Below are 19339 nucleotides of genomic sequence, written 5' to 3' on the forward strand. Positions count from 1 at the left end.
CCGAGGAGGGTGCCCGACGTCGCCTGGGCGCCGGGCGTGCGCGTAGCACTCTGCCACAGGTTCACTACGCTTCGCTAATCCAACTGGTGAGCCTTTCGACGGCATCCCGCACGGCTGGAAGACACTGGCCCTGCTGCGGTTCGAGCCGGAGGTGCCGGCCCTGATCCGCGACCTGCCCACGGCGTCCGGCTGGTACGAGCACCCGATCTCCGTCTACATCGGGGCCCGGGCCGCATGGGAGGCGCTGGCGCGAGTACGGCGGCGAGCACGGCTTCGGCGCGCTGCTGCGGCGCCGGGTGGAGCACCGGCGGACGGACGTCGGCTTGCTGTCCCGGCAGGCCGGTGTGCCCGAGGAGTGGGTGCGCGGCGTGGTGAACGGCGGCCCGGCCTCGTACACGCTGCTCCGGCGACTCGGCCCGGCACTCGGCCTCCACGCGGCGGAGGTCTTCACACTCGCGGGTGAGGAGGTCCCGGACGCATGCGCGACCGTGGACCCCCGGGCCGGCCGCCTGGTGCCGGACCTCGTGCGGCAGGCCATGAAGCTGTCGCCGGACGGCATCCGGGCCCTGCGCGGGTTCGTCGCGTCCCTGCCGCAGGAGAAGCCCCCGACTCCCGCGTCCGTCACTGTGCCGTACGCCGGGGCGACCGGTCCCGGTGCGCTGCTGATGCGGCTCGTGCACAACCGGAACCTGGGACTCGGGAGTGTGGCGAAGACGTTCGCACTGCTCACCGGCCGGTACTGGTCGGCGGCCACCTATGGCGTGCTGGCCCGGGGCGGCAAGGACGTGACCGCCGATCTGCTGGCCGACTTCGCCGCCGTGCTGGGTGTCGCGGCCCCGGACCTGGCCGCGCTGACCGGCGCCCTGGCGTGTGAGGCGCCGGCGACGGCGGCGGCCGCGGGGCTCGGCGAGCTGATCTGGGACGTACGGCGGCTCACCACCGACCAGATGCGCCGGACGGTCGACCTGGCCGGTTCGCTGCGGCGCTAGGCCCCGCCGCCGGCCCACAGGCTGCGCACATGCCCCAGATGCCGGGTCATGATCGCGTGGACGGCCTTCTCGTCCCGTTCCAGCAGGGCGTCGAGGAGTTCCAGGTGCTCCTCGGCCGAGGCGAGCAGCCGGCCGGCTTCCACCAGTGCCGTCAGACCGTAGAGGCGGGAGCGTTTGCGCAGGTCGGCGACCACCTCGACCAGGTGGGCGTTGCCGGCCAGGGCGAGCAGGCCGAGGTGGAAGCGGGTGTCGGCCTCGACATAGGCGATCAGGTCGCCCGCCACCGCCGCCGTGACGATCTCACGGGCCGCCGGACGCAGGGCCTCCAGCGAGACGCGGTCGGCGGTGCGGGCCAGTGCGACGACGGTCGGTATCTCGATCAGGGCGCGGATGTGCGTGTATTCGTCGAGCTGCTTGTCGGAGACGACGGTGACCCGGAAGCCCTTGTTCGGCACGGTGTCGACCAGTCCCTCCTTGGCCAGGTCCAGCATCGCCTCCCGCACCGGCGTCGCCGAGACGCCGAAGCGGGCGGCGAGCGAGGGCGCGGAGTAGACCTCGCCCGGCCGCAGCTCGCCGGCGATCAGCGCGGCGCGCAGCGCGTCGGCGACCCGCTCGCGGTAGCTGCTGCGCCGGCCGCCGAGCCGGGGGAGGGCGGGCATCTCCGTGCCGCGCGTGTTCTGTGCCATGTCACGCATCACCGGGTGAGTCTAGAGGACGGTCTAGAGGACGAAGCCCTCCGGGAAGGGGTCGGTGGGGTCCAGGAGGTACTGGGCGGTGCCGGTGATCCAGGCGCGGCCGGTGAAGCTGGGCATGACCGCCGGGCGGCCCCCGACCTCCGTCGCGCCCAGCAGGCGTCCGGTGAAGCGGGTGCCGATGAAGGACTCGTTCACGAACTCGGTGTGCAACGGCAGTTCGCCGCGCGCGTGCAGTTGCGCCATGCGCGCGCTCGTGCCCGTGCCGCAGGGGGAGCGGTCGAACCAGCCGGGGTGGATGACCATCGCGTGGCGCGAGTGGCGTGCCGTGGCGCCGGGTGCGTAGAGGTGGACGTGGTGGCAGCCATGGATGGAGGGATCCTCGGGATGAACCGGTTCCGCCTCGGAGTTGATCGCCGCCATCAGCGTCAGACCGGCCGCGAGGATGTCGTCCTTGCGGGCGCGGTCGAAGGGCAGCCCGAAGGCGTCGAGCGGGAGGATCGCGTAGAAGTTGCCGCCGTAGGCGAGGTCGTAGGTGACCGTGCGCCCGCCGGGCAGGGTGATCTTGCGGTCCAGGGCGACTGCGAACGACGGCACGTTCTTCAGAGTCACGTTCCGCGCGGCCCCGTTCTCCACCGCCACCTCGGCGACCACCAGCCCCGCCGGGGTGTCGAGCCGGATGGTGGTCACCGGCTCCACCACCTCCACCATGCCGGTCTCGACCAGCACGGTCGCCACGCCGATGGTGCCGTGCCCGCACATCGGCAGATAGCCGGAGACCTCGATGTAGATGACGCCCCAGTCGCAGTCGGGCCGGGTCGGCGGCTGCAGGATCGCGCCGCTCATCGCGGAGTGGCCCCGCGGCTCGTTCATCAGCAACCGCTTGATGTGGTCGCGGTGTTCACGGAAGTACAGCCGCCGCTCGTTCATCGTCGCACCCGGTACGGTGCCGATCCCGCCGGTGATCACCCGGGTCGGCATGCCCTCGGTGTGCGAGTCGACGGCGTGCAGGACGAGTGTGCTGCGCATGATCCGACTCCCTTGTGCGCGCTTATGCGAGACCCGCGGCGACGGCCTTCTCGGTGGCGGCCCGGACCTGGGCCTCCTGCTCGGGGAGCAGTGGGACGCGCGGCGGGCGCACCGGGCCGCCGTACCGGCCGACGACGTCCATGGACAGTTTGATCGCCTGCACGAACTCCACCCGCGAGTCCCAGCGCAGCAGCGGGTGGAGCTGCCGGTACAGGGGGAGCGCGGTGGTGAGGTCCCCGGCCACGGCGGCGCGGTACAGCTGCACCGAGGCCGCGGGGAGCGCGTTCGGGTAGCCGGCCACCCAGCCCTTGGCGCCCGCCACGGCCAGCTCCAGCAGCACGTCGTCGGCGCCGATCAACAGGTCGAGTTCCGGAGCGAGTTCGGCGATGCGGTAGGCGCGGCGGACGTCACCGGAGAACTCCTTGACGCCGTGGATGTGACCCTCGCCGTGCAGCCGGGCGAGGAGTTCGGGCACCAGGTCGACCTTGGTGTCGATGGGGTTGTTGTACGCCACCACCGGCAGGCCCGCGCGCGCGACCTCGGCGTAGTGGGCGAGGACGGAACGCTCGTCGGCGCGGTAGGCGTTGGGCGGCAGCAGCATCACCGACGCACAGCCGGCCTCACGCGCCTGCTCGGCCCAGTGCCGGGCCTCGGCCGAGCCGTACGCGGCGACACCCGGCATCACCCGTTCGCCGCCGATCGCCGCCACGGCCGTCTCCATCACCCGCGCGCGCTCCTCGGGGGTGAGCGTCTGGTACTCGCCGAGCGAGCCGTTCGGCACGACGCCGTCGCAGCCGTGTCCGACCAGCCAGGCGCAGTGCTCGGCATAGCGGTCGTAGTCGATCGAGAGGTCGTCGCGCAGCGGCAGGGCGGTGGCGACGAACACGCCACGCCAGGGGCGGTTCGGTGACTGGGTCATGCGGAGGTCCCCCATCCAATGAGGTGTGACATATTACTGAGTGCGGTGACTTGTCGACAGGTCTCGGTCCGGGTGATTCGGTCCGGGTGATTCAGTCCTCCGGCAGTGCGGCCAGGACGCCGAGCGGTACCGGCCGGGCGAAGGGGCGACGGCCCGGGGTGAACGGGCATCCGGTCAGGCCGGCCACCGCGGGCGCGCACATCCGGCCCTGGCACCAGCCCATCCCGGCCCGGGTGAGCAGTTTCGCGGTGCGCAGATCACCCGCGCCGAGCGCGCCGGCGGCCGTACGGACCTGACCGGCGGTGACCTCCTCGCACCGGCACACCACCGTGTCGTCCGTGATCCGGTCCGCCCAGTCCGGGGGCGGCGCGTACACCGTCTCCAGGGCCGCGAAGAAGGCCCGCTGCCGGGTCCTGGCCCGGGCGGCCGCCGCCCAGGAGCGCGGGTCGGGGGCGGTGCCGCGCAGACGGGCGGCGATCGAGCGGCCCGCGATGCGGCCCTCGGCGAGCGCGAGGGCCGCGCCGCCGATCCCGGTGGTCTCCCCGGCGGCCCAGACCCCGGGCACGTCGGTGCGCTGCTCGTCGTCAACCCGTACGTCCGTGCCGGTCAGGGTGCAGCCGAGGGTCTCGGCGAGGTCGGTGTGCGGCAGCATGCCGTGTCCGACGGCGAGGGTGTCACAGGGGATGCGGCGCGCGCTGCCGGACCTGATCCGGCCGTCCCTGTCCAACGCGGCGACGGTGACCGCCTCCAGCCCGTCGGTGCCGTGTGCCTCCAGCACCGTGTGCCGGGGCAGCGTGCGCACCCTGTGCCGCAGCAACTGCGCCGCGTACCAGGCGCCTTCGGCGAGCTTGCCGGGCTCCGCCGATGCCAGGGCCGGAGTGCGGCGCAGTACGGCGCCGGGGCCGGCGGACTCGACCAGCGCGGCCACCCGTGCCCCGGCCGCGGCGAGCCCCGTGGCCACCGGGAGCAGCAGCGGTCCGGTGCCGGCGACCACGACCGTGCGGCCGGGCAGCACCAGGCCGCCCTTGAGCATGGCCTGCGCGCCGCCCGCCGTGACGACGCCGGGAAGCGTCCAGCCGGGGAAGGGCAGCACGCGCTCGTACCCGCCGGTGGCGAGCAGGACGGCGTCGGCCCGTACGGTGACCCCCTCCTCCTGCGCGGGGCCGCGCAGGGCGTGCACCGTGAAGCGGTCCGACTCCCGCTGCACGCACCAGACATGATGATTGGTCAGGTGTGTGATGTGTCCGGCATCGACGTGCCGATCGATGCCGTCCCGCAGTCGCTCCCAGGTGCGCCACTGGTGGTGCAGGGCCTCGGGGTGGCGGGCGCCGAGGGCCCGGGCGGGCTGCCGGTAGAACTGGCCGCCCGCCTGTTCGGCCGCGTCGACGAGGGTGACCCGTACGCCCCGGGCGGTCGCCGCCAGTGCCCCGGCGAGCCCCGCCGGGCCCGCCCCGACGACGGCGAGATGCGCTCGCTCAGTCATCGTCCCGTCCCGTCCCCTCCTGTGTGCGGATCGCATCGCCCGGCCGCACCGGCACCAGGCAAGCCCGTTGGTTCGCCCGGCCGTTGACGGTCACCAGGCAGTCGAAGCACACCCCGATCCCGCAGAACACCCCGCGCGGCCGGCCGGCCCCGCGGGTGCTGCGCCAGGAGGTCACTGCCACCGCCCACAGCGCCGCCGCGACCGTCTGCCCGGGCAGGGCCGCGAGGGGCCGCCCGTCGAAGGTGACGGTGAAGGCCTCGCCGGGGCGGGCCCGGGTCAACTCCAGGGGATTCACGCTGTGTCGCCTCCGTCGGTGTCGTATCCCTCGAACCGCTCCGGCCGGAACGGCGTGAGATCCAGTTCGGCGGTCTTCCCGGTGAGCGTCTGCGCGATCAACTGCCCGGTGCCGGCGGCGAGTCCGATGCCGGCGCCCTCGTGTCCGCAGGCGTGGTACAGCCCCGGCGCGCGGGGGTCGGGGCCGATCGCCGGGAGGTGGTCGGGCAGATACGGCCGGAAGCCCGCGTACGTCCGCAGCGCGCGCACGCACTCCAGGAAGGGGAACAGCCCGATCGCCCCGGCCGCGAGCGCCCGTACGGCCGAAAGCGACAGCGAGCGGTCGAAGCCGACCCGCTCCCGGCTCGCGCCGATCAGCACCGGACCGGCGGCCGTGCCCTCCACCACCGGCGAGGTGCGCAGGGCGGCCGAGTCGCTCGCGACGTCGGCCACATAGTCCGCGGCGTACACCTTGTGCCGCACCATCCGCGGCAGTGGCTCGGTGACCAGGACGAAGCCGCGCCGCGGGAGCACCGGCAGCCGGACGCCGGCGAGCGCCGCGAGGTCGCCGCCCCAGGTGCCGGCCGCGTTCACCACCGCCGGTGCGTGCAGGTCGCCCCGGTCGGTGCGGACGCCGGCCACCGTGCCCCCGGCCGTGCGCAGCACCCCGGTCACCGTCCGCCCCGTGTGCAGTCGGGCGCCGGAGGCGCGGAGCAGATGGGCGGCGGCCAGGGCGGGCATGACCTGGGCGTCCTGCGGATAGTGCACCCCGCCCGCCAGGCCTGGAGCCAAGTGCGGTTCGAGGAAGGGGAGTTGCTCTGCGGTCACCGGGTCGGCCACGACTCCCGCGGACCGCTGGCCGTCCGTGAACGCGTGCAGCGCGGTGAGGGCCTCGGGGGTGGAGGCGACCACGAGGCCGCCCTTGGGCTCGTACTCGACAGCGGCTCCCAGCTCGTCACCCAGCTGTGCCCACAACCGGGAGGACAGCAGGGCGAGTTCGAGCTCGGGGCCCGGTTCCTTGTCGGAGACGAGCAGATTGCCCTCGCCCGCGCCGGTGGTGCCGCCGGCCACCGGGCCCCGGTCCACCACCCGCACGTCGAGCCCGGCCCGTGCGGCATACAGGGCGCAGGCCGCGCCGACCATGCCGGCTCCGACCACCACGACATCGCAGGTCAGTCCCTTTGCCACGGCAGTACTATGTCACATGGCGCCCAATCTGAGGAGACCTCCGGCACTCTCGGCCGGCCACACACATGTCCCAGGCGTGGACGCCCCCTTGACGTCCCCGGAAGCCGGATCGACACTCCGGAGTGGGAATCCTAGTGAACGGGTAGGGAATCATGACGCGCCTCGACACGGTCACCGGCCTCGCGGGCCGTACGCCGTTGTGCGCGCCCCTGCTCACCTCCCGCCGGCACATCGACCTGCTGCGTGTCTGCAGCGCGATCAGCGTCCACCGCTGAGCCGGGGCGCCGCGCGCCCCTCGGCCGACGCCGCACTTCCGCACGCCCACGACCCGGGGAGACGCATGTCCACCACTCCGCTCGCCACCCTCCCGTCCGCCCACCGATCCGCCCCCGTCTTCCGGGGGCGGATCGGCCGGGACGCGCGCAGCGGTCACTACGCCGTGCCGCACCGCTACCGGCTCCATCTGTCGACCGCCTGCCCCGACGGGCTGCGCCTCGCCGTCGGCCACAACCTCCTCGGCCTGGACGGCGGTTGTCCGGTCACGGTCCTGCCCGCCGTGCCGGACTGTCCCGGCGGCGGCCACTCCGCGCTGCGCCCGCTGTACGAGGCGAGCGCCCACCGCTACACCGGCCCGGCCCTCGCGCCCGTGCTCGGCGACGACTGGTCCGGACGTATCGTCAGCACGCACGCCCGCGACATCCTGCGCGACCTCGACCGCTTCCCGCACGAGGGCCGCGCCGCCCTGTATCCGTGCGGTCTGGAGTCGGTGATCGAGGCCGTCGAGCGGATGTGTGCCGAGGGCATCGAGGAGGCCGCACAGCGCGCCGGGCAGGCCGGCACCGACCCCGCCGAGCGGGCCGCCGCCCTGGACGTGCTCCTGGACACCCTGGGCCGGCTGGAGAACCGGCTGACCGTAGAGGAGTACCTGGTCGACAATCGGCTCACCGCGGCCGACGTCGAACTGTGGGTCGCCCTGGTGCAGTTGGACACCGTCCACCGCTGTCACCTCGACGCCTCCGCCGTCCACCGCATCGCCGGCCACCGCGCCCTGTGGGCCTACGCCGGCCGCCTGGCCGCCCACCCCGCCTTCGGCCGCCCGCTCGACCTCGACGGCATCTCCCGCCGCCACCACGGCCGTTGCCAGGGCCTGGAGGCCGCCGGGGCTGCCGTCCAGATCCTGGACTGGGCGGGCCACGCCGCGGATGCCGAGGGCGCTTCTCGCAGGTGAGCAGTGGTCGGGCGGCGTCCACCACGCGGACGGCCGTTGACATTCGAACGGGCAACTGCCTTACTTACGGCTCAGAACGGTCATGAGCGTCAGCGCCAAGCCCTGGCTCGCTGACCGGCAACCCTCGCATCGCGGTGGGGTGCCCCAGGTGACGACCGGACCGGAATGACGTTTTCGGTAAGCGCGAGGGCCCGCGGGGCCGGAACAGTGACAGGTGACGTCATGTACGCAGCTTCCAGGACGGCCGCGAGGCGTCCCCAGGGCTGCGTATCGTCGTACGGCGGGCTCCTCGTCGCCGACCGCGCCGTCGATCTGCTCCGCGTCAACAGCGCACTGTGTACCGCACCGGGCTCTGCCCGCTGCCAGGGCTGACGCCCCTTTCCGGCCCCCCTTCTCAGCCCTCGCGTTCCTGACGCACATCGCCGCCGTGGTGTGCCGTCGCCCGCCCGGCCACCGGTTCCCGCGCGCTGCCGTGCGCCGCCTCGTGCCGTAGTGCCGAAGTGGTGCCCGCACCCGCGCGCCGCGAGCCGGGGTGTCCGACTCCGCCGGAGCCCACCATGAGTGAACCCCCAGGCGCCGCCGTCTCCCTCGTCGAGGCGCCGACAGCCGACACCCCGACAACGTCCCTGCGAGCACAGCGAGTTCAGCCGTTGCGCCGGCCGGGCCGGTGGATCGTCACCGCCGTCGTCCTGGTGCTCGTCGCGCAGTTCCTGCACGGACTGGCCACGAACCCGTTCTACCAGTGGGCGCGCCGGAAGCGGTACGGCTCGGGCCCGACGACGTCCCCGAGATCCTCGACCTCGTCGCCCGGACGCGGCCCGGCCCGTTCCTCCGGCGGACCGTCGAGATGGGCGGCTACCTCGGCATCCGACACGAGGGGCGGCTCGTCGCGATGGCGGGGGAGAGGCTACGGCTGCCGGGCTGGACCGAGATCAGCGCACCGATCCCGGTCACCGCGGCCGGGGGCTGGCCACCCGCCTGGTGCGTGCGGTCGCGTTCCGGATCCGGGAGTGCGGGGACACCCCGTTCCTGCATGCCGCCGCCGGCAACACACCGGCGATCCGGCTGTACGAGTCGATCGGGTGCACCCTGCGCCGCCGCTCGCGCGTTGTGCAGGTCCGCAGCGCGGACACAAGCGAGCGGGTTCGCGGCGGGGACACAGGCGAGCGGTTCCGCAGCTCGGAAGTGCGCGAGCCGGTTCGCAGCGCGGGAACAACCGCGGCCGGCCATGTGGGAACAACCGAAGGTGGTCGCGCGTTGTGCGTCTTGACGAGATCCGCGAGGCGGTCGCCCATCCGGCCCGCCCGCGCGCCGGACGGACGGAGGTGACGGCCGTGACACGCGTGCTCCCGCTGTGCGCCCCGTGCCCGTACCGCTCCGTCCGTCTGATATCCCGGCCGCACATAGATCTCCAGCGCGTGTCCGCCGCGCTCTGTCGCCACTGACATTTCTCCCCGGCAGGCCCAGCAGCAAGGCCCGGGTCTGCTCCTGCCGCGCTCGCCCTCGCCGACGCCTGCCCTCGCGAGCCGGTGTTCTCGTACGGACATCAAGGAAGGCACCGACGTGTCCTCAACTCCCGCTTCTCTTCTGCACCTTGCCGTCGCCCTGGACGGCACCGGCTGGCACCCCGCGTCCTGGCGCGAGCCGGTCGCCCGGCCCCGGGACCTGTTCACCGCCGGCTACTGGGCCGATCTGGTCGCCGAGGCCGAACGCGGCCTCATCGACTTCGTCACCATCGAGGACGGCCTCGGCCCGCAGTCCGCGCACTTCCTCGACCCCGACGAGCGCACCGACCAGGTGCGCGGCCGGCTCGACGCGGTCCTCGTCGCCTCCCGCGTCGCCCCGCTCACCCGTCACATAGGCCTGGTGCCGACCGTGGTGGCCACGCACACCGAGCCGTTCCACATCTCCAAGGCGATCGCCACTCTCGACTACGTCAGCACCGGCCGCGCGGGCCTGCGGGTGCAGATCAGCGCCCGGCCGAACGAGGCCGCCCACTTCGGCCGCCGTACCATCGGCCGGATCGAGGCCTACGACAGCCCGGCCGCACGGGACATCGTCACCGAACTGTTCGACGAGGCCGCCGACCATGTGGAAGTGGTGCGCCGGCTCTGGGACAGCTGGGAGGACGACGCCGAGATCCGGGACACTGCGACGGGCCGCTTCATCGACCGGGACAAGCTGCACTACATCGACTTCGAGGGCCGCCACTTCAGCGTCAAGGGACCCTCGATCACGCCGCGCCCGCCCCAGGGCCAGCCCCTGGTCACGGCCCTCGCCCACCGGAGCCTCGCGTACCGGCTCGTCGCCCGCCAGGCCGACATCGGCTATGTCACCCCGCACGACGTGGACCAGGCCCGGGCGATCGTCGCCGAGATCCGCGCCGAGCAGCGGGCGGCGGGCCGCGCCCGGGAAACCCTGCACATCTTCGGCGACCTCGTCGTCTTCCTCGACGACAGCGGGGCCGAGGCTCAGGCCAGGCGGGAGCGGCTGGACGCGCTCGCGGGTGAGCCGTACACGAGCGACGCCCGGATCTTCACCGGCTCGGCCAGCCAACTCGCCGACACGCTGGAGGAGCTGGCGACAGGCGGGCTGACCGGGTTCCGGCTGCGGCCCGCCGTCGCCGGGCACGATCTGCCCCGCATCAGCCGCGACCTGGTGCCCGAACTCCAGCGCCGGGGCCGCTTCCGGCAGGCCTACGAGGCCGGCACCCTGCGCGGCCTGCTCGGCCTCGCCCGCCCCGCCAACCGCTACGCAGCAGCAGCCACCGCCTGAGCAGCCGGAGAGGACGACCGCACCCATGAGCAAGCCGCTGAAGCAGATCCATCTGGCCGCCCACTTCCCCGGCGTCAACAACACCACCGTGTGGAGCGACCCGGCCGCCGGCAGCCACATCGAGTTCAGTTCGTTCGCGCACTTCGCGCGCACCGCCGAACGCGCCAAGTTCGACTTCCTGTTCCTCGCCGAGGGGCTCAGGCTGCGCGAACAGGGTGGCGAGATCTACGACCTGGACGTCGTCGGCCGCCCCGACACCTTCACCGTGCTGGCCGCACTGGCCGCCGTCACCGACCGGCTCGGCCTGACCGGCACCATCAACTCCACCTTCAACGAGCCGTACGAGGTGGCCCGCCAGTTCGCCAGCCTGGACCACCTCTCCGGCGGCCGCTCCGCGTGGAACGTGGTCACCTCCTGGGACGCCTTCACCGGCGAGAACTTCCGCCGCGGCGGCTTCCTGCCGCAGGAGGAGCGCTACTCCCGCGCCAAGGAGTTCCTCGCCACCGCGCAGGAACTCTTCGACTCCTGGCGCGGCGACGAGATCCTCGCCGACCAGGTCACCGGCACCTTCCTCCGGGACGCCAAGGCCGGCGCCTTCGTGCACCGGGGGCAGCACTTCGACATCCACGGCCGGTTCAACGTCCCGCGCTCCCCGCAGGGCCGCCCGGTGATCTTCCAGGCGGGCGACTCCGACGAGGGCCGCGAGTTCGCCGCCTCCAGCGCGGACGCGATCTTCAGCCGGTACTCCACCCTCAAGGAAGGCCAGGCCTTCTACACCGACGTCAAGTCCCGCCTCGCCAAGTACGGCCGCCGCCCCGACCAGCTCCTCATCCTGCCCGCCGCCACCTTCGTCCTCGGCGACACCGACCAGGAGGCCGCCGAACTCGCCCGCGAGGTGCGCCGGCAGCAGGTGAGCGGCGCGACCGCGCTCAGGCACCTGGAGTTCGTCTGGAACCGGGACCTGTCGGCGTACGACCCGGAGGGACCGCTGCCCGACGTCGACCCGGTGGTGAGCGAGGAGCACATCTCCCGGGGCCGCGCCCAGGTGCGGATGTACCGGGATCCGATCGCCATCGCCCGCGAGTGGCGGGAGCTCGCCGAGGCCAACAAGTGGTCCATCCGCGACCTGGTCATCAACACCGGCAACCGGCAGACCTTCGTCGGCTCCCCGGCCACGGTCGCCCGGACCATCAACGACTTCGTGCAGGCGGACGCCTCCGACGGCTTCATCCTCGTCCCGCACATCACCCCCGGCGGCCTCGACCCCTTCGCCGACAAGGTCGTACCCCTGCTCCAAGAACAGGGCGTGTTCCGCGCCGACTACACGGGCACGACCCTGCGCGACCACCTCGGCCTCGCCCACCCCGACGCCGACACCACCGCCGCGCCCGAGCGGGCCGCGTCGTGAAGTTCCTCCGCGTCGCCCACCGACGTCCCCGGACGCGGGTCGTGTGCGAGGACCTCAGGCGAATCTTCACGTGAGTCCGCAATGCGCGGTCGCGGTCGTCACCTCCCCCGCAGGTGACGACCGCGACCGCTCCCCCGGTGCCGGACATGTGGTCGGTGTCGTCCGTGTGCTGTCACCAGCACATGACCGCCGTCTCTCCCGAACCCGACGTGGAGCGGAGGCGGACGCGCACGACATAGCGGCGCCCCTGGACGAGCAGCCCCGGTGCGAAGCGCGGGGCCGGCTGCCGCGGGAGCGAGCAGAGGCGTCGGGTCATGCGGCCAGCGTGCCCGCCCGCGCAGCCGGGCGCCTGAGTCGGGGGCTACTCAAGTCGCCCTGTATCAAACGTGAGTACGCGCGCTCTGCATGATGTGAGGATTTACGAGCAGGACGCCAAGACGCTCGAGCTGCCCTGGCCGTTCACCGGCCGGGACGGGGAACTGGAGCTGGTGCGCACCTCGTCGGCCGCCGGCCGGCAGGGCATCGTGGTGACCGGACCGGCCGGCCACGGCAAGACCCGGCTGATCGCGGAGGCGGTCCGGGACACGGAGTACGCCCTGGTCACCGGCACCCCCGAGGCCCAGGGCCTGCCCTTCGCGGCCTTCGCCCACCTGCTGCCCGAGCCCGTTTCGCTGCACCGCGCGGTGCGGATCCTGGCCGGCGTACGCCTCCTGGTCGTGGACGACGCACATCTGCTGGACGAGGCCTCCGCCGCCCTCGTGCACCAGCTCGCCGTGCACGGCCGCACCCGGCTCGTCGTGGCCGCCGCGGACGGCGTGCCCGCGCCCTGCGCGGTGTCCCGGCTGTGGACCGGGGAACTGCTGCCCCGGCTTGCCCTCGAACCGCTGCCCTGCGAGGACGTCGCCCACCTGCTCGCCGGCGCCGGGCTGGAACCGCTCACCGTCCGCCGCCTGCACCGGATCTGCCGGGGCGATCTGCGGCTGCTGCGCGACGTGGTCGCCGCGCTCGGCACGACCGGGCGGCTGATTCCCGCTCCCGGTACCGAGGAGCGCGCCTGGCGGGGGGCGCTGCCGGTCACGGCGGCCGTAAGGGAGCGACTTGCGCCCGTGCTCGGGCGCTCCCACCCCGGTGAACGAGACATCCTCGAGCGCCTTGCGTTCGCCGAGCCGCTGCCGCTGTCGCTGGACGACCTCGATCCGGCCGTCCTGGAGCGTCTGGAGCGGTACGGTCTGATCCAGGTCGACGACCGAGTCGGCGCCGTCACCCTCGCCCACCCTCTGCACGGGGCGGCCCTGCGGGCCACGTCCGGCCGGCTGCGTGCCCGCAGGCTGGCCGGCACACCGCGCGACCACGGACCGGCCCTCGATGCCGAACGGCGGGTTCTGGTACGGGCGATCGAGCAGTTCGACGTCCGGTCGGTGCCCACCCCGGTGGGGGAGTGGCTGGTGGCCGAGGGTGCGGTGCTCCCGGCCGGGTACGCCGCCGTTCGCGCTCGGTTCGCGCGGCTGCGGGGGGAGGTCCGCGACGCCGCCGCTTGGGCGCGGGAAGGGCTACGGGGAGCACCGGGAGACCAGGGATGCCGTGCGGAACTTCGATCGGCCGACGGGGAGTGGGGCCAGAGCGGGGACGACGACCTCTACGCCCGGTACGACGCCGTGCGCCTCGGTGAGCCCGAGCGGGTCGCCCGGCGGTTGCCCGCCGGCAGTGTGTTCGCGCGGCACGCCGATGCGCTGGCGCGGAAGGACGGGGACGGTCTGGACCGGGCCGCCGAGGCTCTGGAAGAGCACGGCTTCCTGCTCTTCGCGGCCGAGGCTCGTGCGCAGGCCGTGCGGGTGCACCGGGATCCGCGGGCCGCGCGCGTCTCCCGCACCCGTGCCCTCGCGCTCGCGCGCCGGTGCCAGGGTGCGCGGACGCCCGCGTTGGCCGGGCTGGTTCTCGGTGAACTCACCGCCCGGCAGCGGCAGATCGTGACGCTCGCGGCGGCGGGGCTCAGCAATCGGGAGATCGCCGAGCGGTTGACCCTGTCCGTCCGGACCGTGGGGAACCATCTGTACAGCGCGTACAGCCGTCTCGGCACCGGTGATCGGGGAGCGCTGCCGGTGCTGTGCGCATCCGCGTAGGGCCTTTTCACGCCGCCCCGAATGCGGCGAACGCCCAGCCCGTCGCCTGGTGGACCGGGTCCCCGGGCAGGGTGGTGCGGGCATCCCGGAGTGCCTCCGCCAACGACAGCCCCGCGCCCAGGCCCTTGTGCAGGGCCAGCATCAGGGGGACCACGGCCGCGTCGTTGACCGGTGCGCTGCTCGCCACCACCCCGGCCGTGCCGAGCGGCAGCAACGCGGTGACGAGGCCCAGGAGTTCGTCGGCGCCGACGGAGGCGAGGCGGGCGGTGTCGCAGCTGGAGAGGATGATCCGGTACGGGCTGCGGGTGAGCCGTTCGAAGTCGTGCACGATGAGCGGGCCGTCGGCCATGCGCAGGGCGGAGAACAGCGGGCTGTCGGCGCGGAACGTGCCGTGGGCCGCGAGATGTGCGAGGGCCGCGCCGTCGAGGTGTTCCAGCACCCGCGGGACCTGGGCGTCGTCGCCCTCCAGGACGGTCGCCGTGCCGTAGCGGGCGGCCAGTTCCGGTACTTCCGCGCCGCCGGTCGCGAGGCCCGGTCCGCGCACCAGCACATGCCGGCCCCCCGGCGGCGGTTCGGTCTCGCGGGCGCGCAGCCAGCTGCCCGCCGACGGGGACACGCTGAGCACCCGGTGCCGCAGCGCGGGCAGCAGCGCCCACGGCACCCGGTGCAGCGCCCCCGGTGGCACGATCACCGCAGGTCCTGAGCCGAGCTGGGCCGCCGCCGCGCCCAGCAGCAGTTCCTGCAGGCGCAGGCCCGCGGCCTCCACCAGCGGCAGCCGGGCCTCGGCGCCGGGGTGGGCGAGGCGCCGCAGCCCGGCCTGGACGTACTCGGCCTCGGTCACCGCCTCGGCCAGCGGGCCGCCGGTGAACCGCCGTACCCGGCCCTGTCCGCACAGCAGGACGTGCACCCGCCCGTCGACCACGGCGAGCTCGACCAGGCGCGCCTCGCCGAGCCGGTCCAGCAGCCGGGCCGTGTCGAAGCGGTCGCCGTCGTGCGGGGCGGAGCCGCGTATGTGGTGGGTGCGGGAGCGGATCTCCCGTTCCAGGCGCCGCTGTTCACGCTCCAGCGCGGGCACCGGACGGCCCTCCATCCGGGCCTCCTCGGCACGGGCCGCGATCTCCCGGTAGGCGGTCAGACCGCTCAGCAGCGCCGGGTCGGCGGGCGGCCGGGTGGGCGGCGCGGACAGCACGGTGGCCCGCCAGCGCTCGCTCCACTGCAGCAGCCGGCGCGGTGAGCCGTGGGCGAGGCTCACCTCCTGGGCCAGCGCGGCCAGTTCGGCGCCCTGCGCGGTGGCGTGGGCCCGCAGCTCCGAGGCGCCGAGCGTCATCCGGTGGTCGTCCAGCACGTCCAGGCCGCGCCGGCAGGCCTCCAGCGCACCCCGCCGGGACCCGGCCGCGCGCGCCCGGAGCGCCTGTGCCGCCCAGCCCGTGACCCGGGCCGGCGGCGGGCCGCCGTACCGGCTGCGCGCGGCCACCGCCAAGTGTCGTTCGGCGTCGGCGGTCCAGCCCAGCGCGAGCGCGATCCGGCCCGCGAGCAATGAGGCCTCCGGCGCGGCGGGCGAGCCGAAGGAGGCCAGCTTCTCGGCGACCGCCGCCGCGTCCGCCACCAGCCGCCCCGAGCGGCGTCCGGCCGCGACCCGCGCCTCGATCAGGACGAGCCGTGCATGGGTCTCCCACCACATCCGCCGCTGTGCCGCGAACAGCCGTACGGCCACGGCGGCGCGGGCCACCGCGGTGTGCGTTTCCCCGGCCGAGCGGGCGGCCCGCGCGGCGGCCAGCAGCAACTCGGCCTTGCGGGTGGACTGTCCGCCGATCCGGTCCAGCAGCGCGATCGTCGCGTCGGCCTCGGCGAGCGCCTCCGGGGCGAGGCCGGCCGCCATCAGCACCTCGCAGCGCCGGAGGGACAGCATGTAGGTGGGCGTGCCGAGTTTCGCGTACCGCTCCTCGGCCTCGTCCAGCAGACGCAGGGCCGCCGGGATGTCCCCGGACCGGAACGCGGCGAGACCCCGGCTCTCCACCCCGTCGGCCTTGTCGTGCTCCTGGCCGGTGGTGTCCCAGAGCCGCTCCGCAGCCGTGAAGTCCGCGACCGCACGGTCCACCGCGCCGAGCGCCAGATGAACGGTGGCCCGCAGCGTCAGCGCCCGCGCGGTCCAGATGTCGTCGCCGAGCTGCCGCAGCACCGGCAGCGCCCGCCGTACGTCCTCCAGCGCCTCCCGGTGATGCCCCAGCACCCACCACACGTACGCCCGCCGGTACAGCACCCGGGCCCGGGTGTGCCCGCTGCCCCGGGCGACCCCGCGCTCGAAGGAGGTGAGCCCCTGCCGCGTGCGCCCCGCGTGCACCAGTGCGACCCCGAGCGTCGCGAGCACATCGGCCTCACGATCGGCCGACTCGGCGCGCGCGGCCAGGTCCCGGGCCCGGCGTAGATGCCTGAGCGCGATCCGCAGATCCCCGAAGTCCCGCTGCCAGATGCCGAGCACCTGGTGGGCGACGCTGGCGTGCAGCGGCGGCGGACCGGCCCCCAGCACCTGTTCCGCGCGTGCCCGGGCCTCACCCGGGTCGGCGAACACCAGGGGCAGCAGTTCGAGAACCGACTCGCTTCCCGCCGTCACGTCTCGCATGGTAGTGGCCACCTGTATCAGACGGTGGCCCCGCGGCTCTCACTGTCGAACACCGTCAACAGGGGGAGGACAGGACATGGCACCGCAGCGGTTCCACGAGCAGTTCGAGCACATCCAGCGCTCCATGCCGGACGTGTCCCTGGCCATGGGACCGGACGAGGACGCCCACTTCCTCTACGAGAAGGGCGTCGTCCTGGCCCGGGACGGCGAGGAGGCCCGGGTCGTCGAGGACGCCGTGCGCGCACACTTCACCGCGACCGAGGGACTGGTCCCCGACCACGTCCGGCGGGACGGCCCGGAGACCAACCGCACCGGCGTCACCCGCATCCGGGTCGGCGACCCGGGTTCCGGCGACGACACGGTCCCGCACGCGCTGCGTGCCCTGGGGGAGGCCGAGGACCGCCGGGGCCGCCGGCTCGTGAGCCGTAACCACGTGGTGCACATCGCGGTCAACGCCTGCCCCGGCGACGAGCCGGTGCCGGTCGCGCGCACCCAGCCGGCCAACCCGGCCGCCGCCGACGCCGGTTACGACACGGACAGCGCTGTCGGCGTCCTCGTGATCGACACCGGCCTGGTCCACGACCACGGCTCCTACCCGCTGCTCGCCCACACCACGGGCGACGCCCAGACGGCCGAGACCGACGCCGACGGCGTGCTCCGCCAGTACGTCGGCCACGGCACCTTCATCGCCGGGATCCTCGCGGCCGTCGCGCCCAACACCGAGGTGACCGTCCGCTGCACCCTGAACGACGCCGGGGCGATCCTGGAGTCCGAGTTCGGCGCCCGGCTCTTCGAAGCGGTCGACCAGGGCGGCTGGCCGGACATCATCAGCCTCTCCGCCGGCACCCCCACGGAGAGCGGCGAGGGCCTGCTCGGCCTGGACGCGTTCATGCGCGAACTGCGCGAGCAGCGCACGCTGCTGGTGGCCGCCGCCGGCAACAACGCCAGTGACACGCCGTTCTGGCCCGCCGCCTACGCCGCCCTGCCCGAGTACGCGGACAGCGTGCTGTCGGTCGGCGCGCTGCGCGCGGACGGCGACGGCGAGGCCTGCTTCAGCAACCACGGCCCCTGGGTACGGGTCTACGCCCCCGGCGAGCGCCTCACCAGCGCCCTCACCGGCTTCGACACACCCGTGCCGTACATCTACCAGCACTCCACCTACGACGCCTGCCGGTTCGGCTTCGACTACCCGTGCACCTGCCAGGTCCCGCGCCACACCGGTGTGTTGAGCGAGGGCCGGGAGAGCACCGGGGCCAAGCCGGACCAGGTGATGTTCGACGGCCTCGCGCAGTGGAGCGGCACCTCCTTCGCCACCCCGGTCGCCGCCGGTCTCGTCGCCGCGCTGATGTCGGCGCAGGGGGAGCGCGACCCGCGCGCCGCGCTCGCCCGGCTGCTCGCGGCCACCGCGGACACCGCGCAGGTGCGCGGGGCGCACGTCCCGGCGCTCCGGCCGGTTACCTGGCGCCCGGTGCCGGTCGTGGTACCGGCCGTGTCCGCATGAGGTCCGGAACGCTCCGCTCCACGGCGTACGATGACGTGCCGTACATGAGGGGTGGAGCCGTGGACCGAACAGAGGTCGGCGCGCTCGTCCGGTCCGCCGTCGACGGGGACGCCGCGGCCTGGAAGGCGCTGGTGGAAGGGATGAGCCCGCTGGTGTGGTCGGTCGTGCGCGCACACCGGCTCTCCGACGCCGACGGGCACGAGGTCTACCAGACCGTGTGGTTCCGCTTCGCCCAGCACCTGGGCCGGATCCGCGAACCCGACAAGGCGGGGTCCTGGCTGGCCAGTACGGCTCGCCACGAGTGCCTGAAGGTGCTCAAGAGCCTGACCCGGCTGACCCTGACGGACGATCCACGGGTGCTGGACCGGGCCAGCGACGACCGGACCCCGGAGGAGTCGCTGATCGACTCGGAGGACGAGGCGGACCGGGCCGAGCGGGTCCGCCGCCTCTGGCAGGAGCTGGACGGACTGGGGGAGCGCTGCCGGCAGCTGCTGCGCGTGCTGGTGGCCTCCCCGCCGCCCAGCTACGGTGAGATCTCGGCCGCGCTCGGTATCGCGGTCGGCAGCATCGGACCGCTGCGCCAGCGCTGTCTGCGCCGGCTGCGGGCCCGGATGGACGCACGGGGTGCGGCGTGAACGAGGACAATGAGTTCCCGGAAGCGGGCTCGGCGGACGACGAGTTGGCGGACGACCTGCTGGAGGAGGAGCTGCGCCAGGCGGCCGCGGTCCTCGACACGGTCCCGGACGCCCTGCGTCAACTGGCCCTGGACGCCTACGCGTTGCACGACCTGGACGCGAGGATCGCCGAGCTGACCTTCGACTCGCTCGTGGACGCGCTGCCGGTCAGGGGCGTGCCGGACGCCCCGCGGATGCTGACGTTCAGCGCGGGCGAGGTCACCGTCGACGTCGAGGTCACCGAGGACGGACTGATCGGTCAGGTGCTGCCGCCGCGGTCCGCGCGCATCGAAGTGCTCGGCGGCCCGCAGACCGCCCGCCCGCTCGCGGTCGACACCCTCGGCCGCTTCACCAGCGACACACCGCCGGCCGGCCCGTTCGCCCTCAGGCTGCGGACCGGCGCGGAGGTGATCGTCACGGAGTGGCTGCGGGCCTGAACC

General features: G+C 73.8%; 17 protein-coding genes, 2 pseudogenes and 1 riboswitch. Of the genes and pseudogenes, 11 read left to right on the top strand and 8 right to left on the bottom strand.

Annotated elements, in window-relative coordinates; all coding sequences use genetic code 11:
* Positions 1–323: 323 nt before the first annotated feature.
* Positions 324–989: a hypothetical protein gene (locus AB0M27_RS31555; RefSeq protein WP_365726713.1), complete on the top strand. Its 666-nt coding sequence runs from the start codon at positions 324–326 to the stop codon at positions 987–989.
* Here the strand turns inward: AB0M27_RS31555 and AB0M27_RS31560 are convergent.
* From AB0M27_RS31560 to AB0M27_RS31585, 6 genes are all read right to left on the bottom strand, one after another.
* A complete protein-coding gene (locus tag AB0M27_RS31560) occupies positions 986–1675 on the bottom strand; it encodes a GntR family transcriptional regulator (protein WP_365726715.1) in 690 nt (229 codons plus the stop codon). The two genes, AB0M27_RS31555 and AB0M27_RS31560, sit on opposite strands and share 4 nt — an antisense overlap.
* Before the next feature lie 33 nt (positions 1676–1708).
* Positions 1709–2710 carry a proline racemase family protein gene (locus tag AB0M27_RS31565; protein ID WP_365726717.1) on the bottom strand — a complete coding sequence of 334 codons (1002 nt, stop codon included), beginning with the start codon at positions 2708–2710 and terminating at the stop codon, positions 1709–1711.
* Between the two features lie 22 nt (positions 2711–2732).
* Positions 2733–3629: a dihydrodipicolinate synthase family protein gene (locus AB0M27_RS31570; protein ID WP_365726719.1), complete on the bottom strand. Its 897-nt coding sequence runs from the start codon at positions 3627–3629 to the stop codon at positions 2733–2735.
* A 91-nt stretch (positions 3630–3720) separates the two neighbouring features.
* The gene (locus tag AB0M27_RS31575) at positions 3721–5112 is read right to left on the bottom strand and encodes an NAD(P)/FAD-dependent oxidoreductase (protein WP_365726721.1); all 1392 of its coding nucleotides are present in this window, start codon (positions 5110–5112) and stop codon (positions 3721–3723) included.
* Positions 5105–5407 (bottom strand): (2Fe-2S)-binding protein, encoded by a 303-nt coding sequence (locus AB0M27_RS31580; protein WP_365726723.1) that lies wholly within the window; start codon positions 5405–5407, stop codon positions 5105–5107. The genes AB0M27_RS31575 and AB0M27_RS31580 overlap by 8 nt, the downstream gene beginning before the upstream one ends.
* Positions 5404–6573 carry an FAD-binding oxidoreductase gene (locus tag AB0M27_RS31585; RefSeq protein WP_365726725.1) on the bottom strand — a complete coding sequence of 390 codons (1170 nt, stop codon included), beginning with the start codon at positions 6571–6573 and terminating at the stop codon, positions 5404–5406. Before AB0M27_RS31585 ends, AB0M27_RS31580 begins: the two co-directional genes overlap by 4 nt.
* A 152-nt stretch (positions 6574–6725) precedes the next feature.
* Here AB0M27_RS31585 and AB0M27_RS31590 point away from each other — a divergent pair, with 152 nt between their 5' ends.
* The 6 genes and pseudogenes from AB0M27_RS31590 to AB0M27_RS31615 all read left to right on the top strand — a co-directional run bounded on the left by AB0M27_RS31590 (position 6726) and on the right by AB0M27_RS31615 (position 11984).
* Positions 6726–6848, top strand: a complete 123-nt coding sequence (locus tag AB0M27_RS31590; RefSeq protein ID WP_365726727.1) for a putative leader peptide — start codon at positions 6726–6728, stop codon at positions 6846–6848.
* 65 nt (positions 6849–6913) lie between these two features.
* A complete protein-coding gene (locus AB0M27_RS31595) occupies positions 6914–7801 on the top strand; it encodes a glutathione S-transferase C-terminal domain-containing protein (RefSeq protein WP_365726730.1) in 888 nt (295 codons plus the stop codon).
* Between the two features lie 78 nt (positions 7802–7879).
* Positions 7880–7991: riboswitch (SAM riboswitch) on the top strand.
* A gap of 367 nt (positions 7992–8358) precedes the next feature.
* Positions 8359–8553 (top strand): annotated as a pseudogene (locus AB0M27_RS31600) (amino acid ABC transporter permease); the annotation flags it as partial.
* Positions 8553–8926 (top strand): annotated as a pseudogene (locus tag AB0M27_RS31605) (GNAT family N-acetyltransferase); the annotation flags it as partial. The pseudogenes AB0M27_RS31600 and AB0M27_RS31605, both read left to right, overlap by 1 nt.
* Before the next feature lie 438 nt (positions 8927–9364).
* Positions 9365–10576, top strand: coding sequence for an LLM class flavin-dependent oxidoreductase (locus AB0M27_RS31610; RefSeq protein WP_365726732.1), 1212 nt, complete (start codon positions 9365–9367; stop codon positions 10574–10576).
* Between the two features lie 25 nt (positions 10577–10601).
* Positions 10602–11984 carry an NtaA/DmoA family FMN-dependent monooxygenase gene (locus AB0M27_RS31615; RefSeq protein WP_365726734.1) on the top strand — a complete coding sequence of 461 codons (1383 nt, stop codon included), beginning with the start codon at positions 10602–10604 and terminating at the stop codon, positions 11982–11984.
* Between the two features lie 172 nt (positions 11985–12156).
* Here AB0M27_RS31615 and AB0M27_RS31620 read toward each other — a convergent pair whose 3' ends face one another.
* On the bottom strand, positions 12157–12300 hold the full coding sequence (locus AB0M27_RS31620) for a hypothetical protein (RefSeq protein ID WP_365726814.1): 144 nt from the start codon (positions 12298–12300) through the stop codon (positions 12157–12159).
* Positions 12301–12394: 94 nt separating this feature from the next.
* Here AB0M27_RS31620 and AB0M27_RS31625 point away from each other — a divergent pair, with 94 nt between their 5' ends.
* A complete protein-coding gene (locus AB0M27_RS31625; protein WP_365726736.1) occupies positions 12395–14104 on the top strand; it encodes a LuxR C-terminal-related transcriptional regulator in 1710 nt (569 codons plus the stop codon).
* A 7-nt stretch (positions 14105–14111) separates the two neighbouring features.
* On the opposite strand, the gene AB0M27_RS31630 is transcribed toward AB0M27_RS31625, so the two are convergent.
* A complete protein-coding gene (locus AB0M27_RS31630; protein WP_365726738.1) occupies positions 14112–16715 on the bottom strand; it encodes a CHAT domain-containing protein in 2604 nt (867 codons plus the stop codon).
* 85 nt (positions 16716–16800) lie between these two features.
* Between AB0M27_RS31630 and AB0M27_RS31635 the strand changes: the two genes are divergently transcribed.
* Genes AB0M27_RS31635 through AB0M27_RS31645 form a run of 3 tightly spaced genes read left to right on the top strand, consistent with a single transcriptional unit; the run spans position 16801 to position 19336 of the window.
* Positions 16801–18225 (top strand): S8/S53 family peptidase, encoded by a 1425-nt coding sequence (locus AB0M27_RS31635; protein WP_365726741.1) that lies wholly within the window; start codon positions 16801–16803, stop codon positions 18223–18225.
* Entirely contained in the window at positions 18222–18860 is a 639-nt protein-coding gene (locus AB0M27_RS31640) for a sigma-70 family RNA polymerase sigma factor (RefSeq protein ID WP_351808120.1), read from the top strand. Before AB0M27_RS31635 ends, AB0M27_RS31640 begins: the two co-directional genes overlap by 4 nt.
* Positions 18857–19336, top strand: coding sequence for a hypothetical protein (locus tag AB0M27_RS31645; RefSeq protein ID WP_365726744.1), 480 nt, complete (start codon positions 18857–18859; stop codon positions 19334–19336). Before AB0M27_RS31640 ends, AB0M27_RS31645 begins: the two co-directional genes overlap by 4 nt.
* The last annotated feature ends 3 nt before the right edge of the window (positions 19337–19339 follow it).

This window comes from Streptomyces sp. NPDC052107, assembly GCF_040680215.1.
Lineage (GTDB): Bacteria > Actinomycetota > Actinomycetes > Streptomycetales > Streptomycetaceae > Streptomyces.

What these genes read in the sequence shown, in the direction of transcription:
- AB0M27_RS31570 (WP_365726719.1), bottom strand. Translation starts at nt 3,629, where the DNA reads ATGACCCAGTCACCGAACCGCCCCTGGCGTGGCGTGTTCGTCGCCACC.
- AB0M27_RS31640 (WP_351808120.1), top strand. Translation starts at nt 18,222, where the DNA reads ATGAGGTCCGGAACGCTCCGCTCCACGGCGTACGATGACGTGCCGTAC.
- AB0M27_RS31560 (WP_365726715.1), bottom strand. Translation starts at nt 1,675, where the DNA reads ATGGCACAGAACACGCGCGGCACGGAGATGCCCGCCCTCCCCCGGCTC.
- AB0M27_RS31590 (WP_365726727.1), top strand. Translation starts at nt 6,726, where the DNA reads ATGACGCGCCTCGACACGGTCACCGGCCTCGCGGGCCGTACGCCGTTG.
- AB0M27_RS31615 (WP_365726734.1), top strand. Translation starts at nt 10,602, where the DNA reads ATGAGCAAGCCGCTGAAGCAGATCCATCTGGCCGCCCACTTCCCCGGC.
- AB0M27_RS31635 (WP_365726741.1), top strand. Translation starts at nt 16,801, where the DNA reads ATGGCACCGCAGCGGTTCCACGAGCAGTTCGAGCACATCCAGCGCTCC.
- AB0M27_RS31620 (WP_365726814.1), bottom strand. Translation starts at nt 12,300, where the DNA reads ATGACCCGACGCCTCTGCTCGCTCCCGCGGCAGCCGGCCCCGCGCTTC.
- AB0M27_RS31575 (WP_365726721.1), bottom strand. Translation starts at nt 5,112, where the DNA reads ATGACTGAGCGAGCGCATCTCGCCGTCGTCGGGGCGGGCCCGGCGGGG.
- AB0M27_RS31565 (WP_365726717.1), bottom strand. Translation starts at nt 2,710, where the DNA reads ATGCGCAGCACACTCGTCCTGCACGCCGTCGACTCGCACACCGAGGGC.
- AB0M27_RS31595 (WP_365726730.1), top strand. Translation starts at nt 6,914, where the DNA reads ATGTCCACCACTCCGCTCGCCACCCTCCCGTCCGCCCACCGATCCGCC.